The following is a 9,059-nucleotide window of genomic DNA, read 5'->3' as shown; positions in this document are numbered from 1 at the left end:
CCTTCCGTCTCTTCACTCTGTAAAACAGCACCAGACACCAACAAAACCAGAAAAACCAGTCCCTCAGCGTCGGGACGCACCTTCTAAGCCCCAATCCAAAAATCGTCAACACAATTCCTTAAACAAAACAAAAAAAATGCATCATCCCCCAAGAAAGACGGGTTCACAGCTTTGGCCCTGTAATTTCGAACAAAGTTCCTCGGCCTTCTGACGATCAGGGAGAGGACCCGCATTCAAACGAAAAAGAACCTTGTTATCCTGCGTTGTTATACGGGTAACCTTGGGCTGAAGGGCTGAGACATCAGGATGTTTCCGCTTGATCTCCTCCCATCCCATGCGGGCTTGGGCTTCACTCTCATACGAAGACAGAAGCACCGCAACCACCCCCCCGGACCCCGCAGCATTGCTGGCTGACGCATCAGGCTGTTGTGGATCAGATGGGCTTGGAACAACTTGAAGTGGCCCCCGCCCGCTTTGCAGGGTTGCTGCCGGATTTGCGACAGAAGCTGTAGGGAATGGCGGAGGCTCATTTGGTTTGCTCGTTGTATCTGGTGCAGGCTCGACAGGGGGGGGCGTTGGTTTTCCGCCGCTCTGGCCAGACCGTTCTATGGCCTGTTTTTCCAGCATATATTCTTCTTCGTTGATTAAGGCCCCCTTCTTCCAGCCATCCAGACGAGCGAGAGCCGACGTAACCTCTTCCGCGTTTGAGGGCCACCGGGGCGAATCACGCCTTACCCGTGGATCGGAAGGCATGATGCCATCCAGAATGGCTTTTCGTTCGATTTCATGCTGACCGACAGTCATACCCCGCCCCTCGACTGCGTCACGCAACGCACGAAGCCGACTGGTAACCTGCGCTTCATCTGGCGGGGGCTTTTCCAAGCCAACGGCAGGGGGACGCGGCGCGGTCAACGGGGTCAACAAACCAATGTTGGCGTTACGGCGGGCACCCCACTCCGTTTCAGTCACCAATCCAAGCTCAAGAAGACGTGTCATCAACGCAAATCTCTGTGCAATAGCTTCCAGCTCTGCCCCTGTTTCTCCTGCCAACGGAGGTGAAGGCGCAGATTGCTTGGATGGCTGGGCTTGGGCTTTGCTGTCAGGGGGAGGGGCCGACGGACGACCTATCCCGCCACTTTCCAGGAGGCGCAAGTTTTCACGGGCAACCTCGACGATGGGACGTGGCTGCAAGGATCCCCACAAGGACCCGGCTACATATCCCCTGGGATTACGCTGTAGAAGCTCGCGGTAATAGGTTATCGCTTGCTGGGGCCTGTTGGTTGTCTGGTACAGGGTTGCCGCAGCAAGAAGCAAGAGCGGATCCCGCTCCACCCCGGCCATTGTGGTCTTGTCGGCAGACAACGCGGCACGGATAGCCCATTCCGCCTCACCATAATCACCACGGGCCATGGCCGCCAGTGCCGCATTAACCTGAGATTTGGCACCAGGGGCCAGAAACCGGTTTACGCCGTCCGGGCCGTCAAGAAACGGGCCACACCCCGCCAATTGCAGGGCAAGCAGCATAACAAGAGCGGGTACACGTAATGCCAAAAACCGTTCCACGGGCACGCCCCCCTGCAGGCGGAGACCCGGTCACAGGAACCCCCCTGCAAACTCGGGCTTTTACAAAGCGCATTGTGTCAGCCTAGCATACAAGGGTAAAGGGAGGGTGAACGTACAGCCCTATTCCTTGTCTTGCGTTTCCTTCACAAAATCTCCGGACGGCGGGTTTTCCCTCAGGTGACCGTCCAGATACCGGTTATAGCGTTCCGTCGCTGCCCGCACGGAATCGCGCACTGCCTTGGCCTGTCCGTGCAAGGCACGGTTGGCTTTGGATTCTTTATCTTTGTCAGCCCTCTGCTTCTGCTTGCGGGCTTTTCTGAGGTTGATAACCTCGGACACAAAACCTCCTCCTCATCTCCTGCCCGGCATAGCCACGGATCTTACAGAACGCGTTGACAACAAGGTTTCTGCAAGGCCATGCAGTATCGTGCCTGTGAAGGCAAACAATAGCACACATTACGAACGAGTGCAGTGACAAGCACCATAACCCCCGATCACTATGCCTGAAGCATAGTAGGATCGTGTCCGCACATGTTCCGTTCTGCCATCTGCAAAAAAAGGCCGGGAATCGCGTGGAATCCCGACCTTTTCTTGTTCTTCAGGCTCAGGATGCGGCATCACCAAGCATCATCAGCAGGGTGTTACCCCCTGCTGCTGTAATATCCACGGTCAGGGTTCGCTCACAACAGAACCGCAGGACAAGCCCCGGCCCGGCATCTTCATCAACAACGGGGACAACGGCTCCATCACGGGCTGCCACAGCACGGGCAACCTGATCCAGAAGACCTCTGCCCCCCGAGACACCAACAGCCCCCACATCATGCAGATCGGCCAAGGCAGCAAGCGAGTCCGAAGGCGCTGCAACCACAAGCTCCAGCCCGAACGCTTGCGGCATAATGCACCGTACAGCCCCAGCCAGTGAAGGATGGACAACCATGACAACAGGATTTCCGGCACCATACGCTGCCGCAACCCTGGCAAGCCCCTGCTCCAAGGATGCATCCTGATCCATGAAAAGAACGACAGGGCCACGACCGGCCAGATGCAGGTCATTGGTCTCCCCGGTTGGACCAGGCATGCGAACCGGTCCCGACAGAAGGGCACGCACCTGCAGGGCAACCCGGTGCACAATCTCAGCATAAGCCGATAATGCTCCCGATGGGGTCGAAACACGGTCGGCCCCACCATCACGCTCCAGCAAAGCAAGAAGCTGCGCACCCTGATGCTGAAGCGTGGAAACCATTCCTTCCAGAACAGCCACGCGCTTGTCGAGGGACGTGAAGTCCGGCCTGGAGGCGGATCCTTCCCGCATGGCCACAGCCATGGCACGCACAAGTGCTGATGCCGGCGCCTGGACTTCCGACATCGGTGCCGGCAAGGAAGCCGAGACCCCACCTGGAGAGACCGTTGCAGGGCCATCGGCTGTCAGAGCTGAAGCCGGAAACGGATACGATCGGGCAAAGCGCTGCAGATAATATGGGCCACCCGCCTTGGGACCGGTGCCTGACAAGCCCTCTCCGCCAAAAGGCTGGACACCGACGACAGCTCCGGTCATGGAGCGGTTGACATACAGATTCCCGACCCTTGAATTCCGGAATACGTGCTGTGCCCTGGACTCAATACGGGTATGCACACCCATGGTCAGCCCGTACCCGGTATCACGGATATCGGCAAGAACGCGATCCAGATCCGCAGCCTTGTAACGAATCACATGGAGGATCGGGCCAAAAACTTCCCGCGACAGTTCACGTATACTCTCAATCTCGAACAGCCGTAGCGCAAAGAACACACCACGATCTGTACCGGCAGCCAGCGGACAAAGAGTGGCTGTGCGCCCTGCCGCTTCAAGCGCGCACGCATGCTGTTCAAGAACAGAGCGGGCCTCCTCGTCAATAACAGGACCAACATCGGTATCGATCCGCCCCGGATGACCAACCCGGACAGCACTCATGGCACCACGCAACATGGCGAGAACCGTATCGGCGATATCATCCTGAATATACAGAACCCGCAAGGCAGAGCACCTCTGGCCAGCCGACCCAAACGCAGAGAGCAGGACGTCACGAACAACCTGTTCCGGCAGGGCCGAACTATCCACGATCATGGCATTCATGCCACCCGTTTCCGCAATCAAGGGCACCGGACCAACACCGCGGGCAGCAAGAGAACGGGCAATCAGCCGCGCCACATCGGATGACCCCGTAAAAGCAACACCAGCAATATCGGGATCAGAGACCAGAGCCGCACCAACTGTTTCCCCGCGACCGGGCAACAGGGACAGGCTATCGACCGGAACACCGGCTTCATGCAACAAGCGCACAGCCTGAAAGGCTACAAGGGGTGTCTGCTCAGCTGGCTTGGCAATAACAGTATTCCCGGCAACCAAGGCTGCCGAGACCTGACCGGTAAAAATGGCCAAGGGAAAATTCCAGGGACTGATGCATAGAAATACACCACGACCGGTCAGCGCATGATCATCTGCCAAACGTAACGCTTCCGCTGCGTAATAGCGCAGGAAGTCAACCGCCTCACGGACCTCGGACACAGCATCGGGCAATGTCTTGCCTGCCTCACGGATGCACAGCGTCATCAGCAAAGCCATATTCTGTTCCATCAGGTCAGCCGCACGCCGCAGAATGGCGGCACGCTCGGCAACCGGTCGCTGGCTCCAGGCTGCAAACGAAGCCTTGGCCTTCCCCAATCCGTCGCGAATATCCTGATCCCCGGCATCACTGATGGTGCCGACAACATGATGGCGATCAGCCGGCGAATAGACCGGGCATGGCGTTCCGTTCCGAACCTCGCCACCCACAAGGGGGCCTGCCGCAAGCGTCGTCGCAACATGTGTTTTCATGGCCTCGGCAAGATCTGACAGCATACGGCTGTCAGATAGATCCATCCCCGATGCATTGATCCGTCCAGAACCGTACAGATCACGCGGCAGGGGAATCCCGGGATGCCGGCGCACCGCCACAGAACGCAGGGCATCAACAGGGTTGGCAATGATGGCAGAAACCGGAATACGCTCGTCGACCAGCCGGTTGACAAACGATGTATTCGCACCATTTTCCAGCAACCGCCGGACCAAATACGACAACAGCTCGGCATGACTGCCGACAGGCGCATAGATACGGCATGGAATGCCCAGCTTGTCGGCCGGAACAATCTCCTCATACAGCTCTTCACCCATGCCATGCAAACGCTGGAATTCGAAAGGACGGCCGGCAGCCATTTCAAGAACAGCCGCCATGGTCTGAGCATTGTGGGTCGCAAACTGCGGGAAGAAGAGATCGCCATACCCGAACAGGGCACGGGCACAGGCAAGATAAGAGACATCGGTCGTCACCTTGCGGGTATAAACCGGATAATCCGCAAGCCCCGTCTCCTGAGCGCGCTTGATCTCCGTATCCCAGTACGCTCCCTTGACCAGGCGAATGTTCATGCGCCGCCCTACGGCACGCACCATGTCGGCCAGAATCTCCAAGGTCACACGCGTTCTTTTCTGATAGGCCTGCACCGCAAGCCCGAACCCTGTCCACCCGTCCAGGGATGGATCGCTGTAAACGCGCTGGATAATCTCCAGGGACAGCTCCAGACGATCTGCTTCCTCGGCATCAATGCAGAAACCAATATCGTATTGACGCGCCAGCCGGGCCAGGGTCAGGGTACGGCCGGCCAGAATCTCAAGCATATCAGATCGTTTTGCTGCCTCGTAACGCGGATGCAAAGCCGAAAGTTTGACAGAAATACCGGGACCGGCCAGAACACCGCGCCCGTTGGACGCTTGGCCGATGGCATGTATCGCCTGCTCATAGGCCACAAAGTATGCCCGGGCATCGCTTTCCGTCCGCGCAGACTCCCCAAGCATGTCGAAAGAATAACGGTAGCCCCGTCGCTCCTGTGCAGCACCACGCTTTCTGGCTTCCTCTATGGTACGCCCCAGAACAAACTGGCGCCCCATCATCTTCATGGCCTGACACAGGGCCTGACGAATCACCGGCTGCCCCAGACGCATGATCAAGGAACGCACAATGCGCATTCCATCCGCACCGGGCAAATCAGACGGCTGCAAGATACGACCGGTCACCATCAGACCAAGAGTCGCCGCATTGACAAACAACGATCGACTGTTGCCGAAATGCCGGTCCCAGTCTGTTCCACACAACCGATCCTGAACCATGGCATCAACCGTCAAGGGATCGGGAATGCGCAGCAAAGCCTCGGCCAGACACATGAGGGTCAAGCCCTCACGGGTTGACAGGTCATACTCATGCATGAAGGCGTCAACACCACCCTTGGCAACCCGATGGCTACGGACAGCAGACACCAGACGCGTGGCCATGGCATCAATCCGGTCCTGCTCCTCGCGGGAGCAGGCCGCTGCCTCTATGAGTTCGACGACCAGTTCGTCCTCGTCCCGACGATACTGACCGGCCAAACGATCACGCCAGGCGGGGAAATCCGGGGACTCAGGTGGAAAGACCAGCGGAAACTGTGCCGGCATACAATCACTCCCATATATATCATTTTGATTATGCGAACGGGCCACCGCGCTTCAGGTACTATAAACGGTCAGAAACTGTCCGCTCCGGCTTTGATATCTGCTTTTCTTTGATGACAGGAAAGGAAATATTCTACTGTTCAATACAGAAAGCTGCCGTTTCATATACACCATAAGCCCAGATACACAATTCCCACCCGTTGTATCATCTCATGACGCAATGGGTACAGACTTGGTAACATCACAACGCACATCCGGAACACAACATGATGCACCCCATGGCCTTTCGCTTCTTTCTCGGCCTTGATGGAGGCGGATCCCTCTGCCGAGCCCGTCTGACAGATCAGAACGGCACCACTATCGGAGAAGCGGAGTCCGGATCGTGCAACATCCGGCTGGGCACAAAAACTGCGTGGGCATCAATCAATACCGCCATTGATCTCTGTTTGAGGAAAGCCGGGCTGGATGAAGCCAAAGATCGACAAAACATTCGTGCCGTGTTTGGACTGGCCGGATTTGCACAGACAGACGATCCCGCACTCCTCTCCCACACACATGGGCTGGGATCACTGACCGTAACGTCTGACGCGCATATTGCTTGCACGGGGGCCTTTGGAGAAACGGATGGCGCCATCCTGATTCTGGGAACCGGATCGGCTGGATATGGCCGTGTCAATGGACGGGAAGTGTCTGTCGGCGGCTGGGGCTTTGAGGTGTCCGATCACGGCTCGGGCAGCTGGATAGGACGCAAGGCCGTAGAGTACGCCCTACTGGCGCTGGATGGATTATGGGAAAAGACTCCCCTGACCGGGATGATCATGGAATCCTTCAACCATGACCCAAAAGCCGTTGTGTCCTGGACGTCAACAGCACGCCCGAAAAACTATGCCAGCCTTGCCCCGACAGTGTTTGACGCAGAACAGCGCCACGACACAACGGCCCACATGATTATCAATGCCGCAGCCCGTGATGCCTCGGCCATGATACAGCGGCTTGTTGAACTGGGCGCTCCATCCGTTTGCCTGAGCGGAGGGATCGCTACCCGGCTTGAACCTTTCCTGACTCCTCAAGCCAAGAGCTTTCTGCGCATCCCCTTGGCAGATCCTCTGGCAGGAGCCATTCTTCTGGCCCGCAGGATTATATAACTCACCACAGCCTGTGACACAGGGCAGAGGTGAAATCATGCAAAATGCCCACGCCCACTGGTCCATAAACCAGAAAAGGGCGTGGGCATTGCCGGAAACGCCATAACAACTATGGCGTATATACCTGATCAGCGGTGGACAGGCTTGTAACGGATACGATGCGGCTGATCGGCATCCGCACCAAGGCGACGCTTCTTGTCCGCTTCGTAATCAGCAAAGTTCCCCTCGAACCATTCGACGTGGCTGTCACCCTCAAAGGCCAGGATATGCGTTGCAATACGATCCAGGAACCAGCGATCGTGCGAAATCACGACAGCGCAGCCGGGGAAGTCCAGCAGGGCATCTTCCAGGGCGCGGAGCGTATCAACATCCAGATCGTTGGTGGGTTCGTCCAACAACAGGACGTTCGCGCCAGACTTCAGCATTTTGGCCAGGTGAACACGGTTACGTTCCCCGCCCGACAGTTGCCCCAGCTTCTTTTGCTGGTCACCGCCACGGAAGTTGAATGACCCGACATAGGCGCGAGACTGGATCTTGCGCTTGCCAAGATCAATCTCATCGTGACCACCGGAAATTTCTTCCCACACCGTTTTGCTGTCATCCAGCGCATCACGGCTTTGGTCGACATAACCCAGCTTGACGGTCTCACCAACACGAATACTGCCGCCGTCCGGCTGTTCCTGACCGGTTAACATGCGGAACAGGGTTGTCTTGCCGGCGCCGTTTGGACCGATCACACCCACAATCCCGCCCGGAGGAAGCCGGAAAGACAGGTTATCGATCAACAACCGGTCACCGAAGGATTTACTCAGTCCGTCCGCCTCGATCACAACGCCGCCCAGACGCTCGGGCGTGGGAATAACAATCTGGGCCGTCCCGGGCTGGCGGTCCGCCGATTTGGCGACCAGGTCATCAAAAGCGGTAATACGGGCTTTCTGCTTGGCCTGACGCCCCTTTGGATTGGAGCGTATCCACTCCAGCTCCTGGGAAATGGTGCGCTGACGGGCATCTTCCTCGCGCTGTTCCTGCTCCAGACGCTTTTGCTTCTGCTCCAGCCAGGAAGAATAGTTGCCCTCATAGGGAATACCCTTGCCACGATCCAACTCCAGGATCCAGCCAGTCACATTGTCAAGGAAGTAGCGGTCGTGGGTAACAGCAACAACCGTCCCCTCATACTCCTCCAGGAAACGTTCCAGCCACCAGACAGACTCTGCATCCAGATGGTTGGTCGGCTCATCGAGCAGCAGCATGTCCGGCCGTGACAACAACAGGCGCGCCAGCGCAACACGTCGCTTCTCACCACCGGACAAGGTCCCGACGGGGGCATCCCCTTCCGGACAGCGCAGGGCATCCATGGCAATATCAACCTTGCGCTCGACATCCCAGCCATCGCAGGCATCAATCTTTTCCTGCAATTCAGCCTGCTCCGCCAAAAGGGCGTTCATGGCCTCATCGTCTTCGACCTCGGCAAACTTTGCTGAAACATCATCAAAACGCTGACGCCACGTGTAGACTTCGCCCAGCCCTTCCATAACGTTCTCAAGAACGGTCTTGGCATTATCAAGCTGGGGTTCCTGCGGCAAATACCCGACACGCACACCATCTGCCGCGCGCGCCTCACCGCTGAATTCCTGGTCGATACCGGCCATGATGCGCATCAGGGTCGACTTGCCGGCACCGTTGTATCCCAGAACACCAATCTTGGCTCCGGGCAGGAAGGATAGATAGACCCCCTCCACCACTTTGCGCCCGCCCGGATAAACCTTGGTCAGGTCACGCATGGTATAGATGTATTGATAGGCGGCCATGTATCCTCCGTTTGCGAACTGGCTCGGGAACTCTGCCGTGGG

General features: G+C 57.4%; 5 protein-coding genes. 1 reads left to right on the top strand and 4 read right to left on the bottom strand.

What is annotated here, in order from left to right:
- Positions 1 to 141: 141 nt before the first annotated feature.
- The 3 genes from HEQ61_RS11490 to putA all read right to left on the bottom strand — a co-directional run bounded on the left by HEQ61_RS11490 (position 142) and on the right by putA (position 6,067).
- Positions 142 to 1,563, bottom strand: coding sequence for an SPOR domain-containing protein (locus tag HEQ61_RS11490; RefSeq protein ID WP_168019277.1), 1,422 nt, complete (start codon positions 1,561 to 1,563; stop codon positions 142 to 144).
- 120 nt (positions 1,564 to 1,683) lie between these two features.
- Entirely contained in the window at positions 1,684 to 1,902 is a 219-nt protein-coding gene (locus HEQ61_RS04425; RefSeq protein WP_168019279.1) for a DUF4169 family protein, read from the bottom strand.
- A gap of 265 nt (positions 1,903 to 2,167) precedes the next feature.
- Complete coding sequence (gene putA / locus HEQ61_RS04420) at positions 2,168 to 6,067, bottom strand: bifunctional proline dehydrogenase/L-glutamate gamma-semialdehyde dehydrogenase PutA (RefSeq protein ID WP_168019281.1); 3,900 nt, start codon at positions 6,065 to 6,067, stop codon at positions 2,168 to 2,170.
- A 263-nt stretch (positions 6,068 to 6,330) separates the two neighbouring features.
- On the opposite strand from putA, the gene HEQ61_RS04415 reads away from it, so the two are divergent.
- Entirely contained in the window at positions 6,331 to 7,209 is an 879-nt protein-coding gene (locus HEQ61_RS04415) for a BadF/BadG/BcrA/BcrD ATPase family protein (RefSeq protein ID WP_168019283.1), read from the top strand.
- Between the two features lie 128 nt (positions 7,210 to 7,337).
- On the opposite strand, the gene ettA is transcribed toward HEQ61_RS04415, so the two are convergent.
- Positions 7,338 to 9,017 carry an energy-dependent translational throttle protein EttA gene (ettA, locus tag HEQ61_RS04410; RefSeq protein WP_168019285.1) on the bottom strand — a complete coding sequence of 560 codons (1,680 nt, stop codon included), beginning with the start codon at positions 9,015 to 9,017 and terminating at the stop codon, positions 7,338 to 7,340.
- Between the last annotated feature and the right edge of the window lie 42 nt (positions 9,018 to 9,059).

It is taken from the genome of Haematospirillum sp. H4485, from assembly GCF_012102745.1.
Lineage (GTDB): Bacteria > Pseudomonadota > Alphaproteobacteria > Rhodospirillales > Rhodospirillaceae > Haematospirillum.
This window is presented reverse-complemented; position numbering and strand designations above follow the sequence as displayed.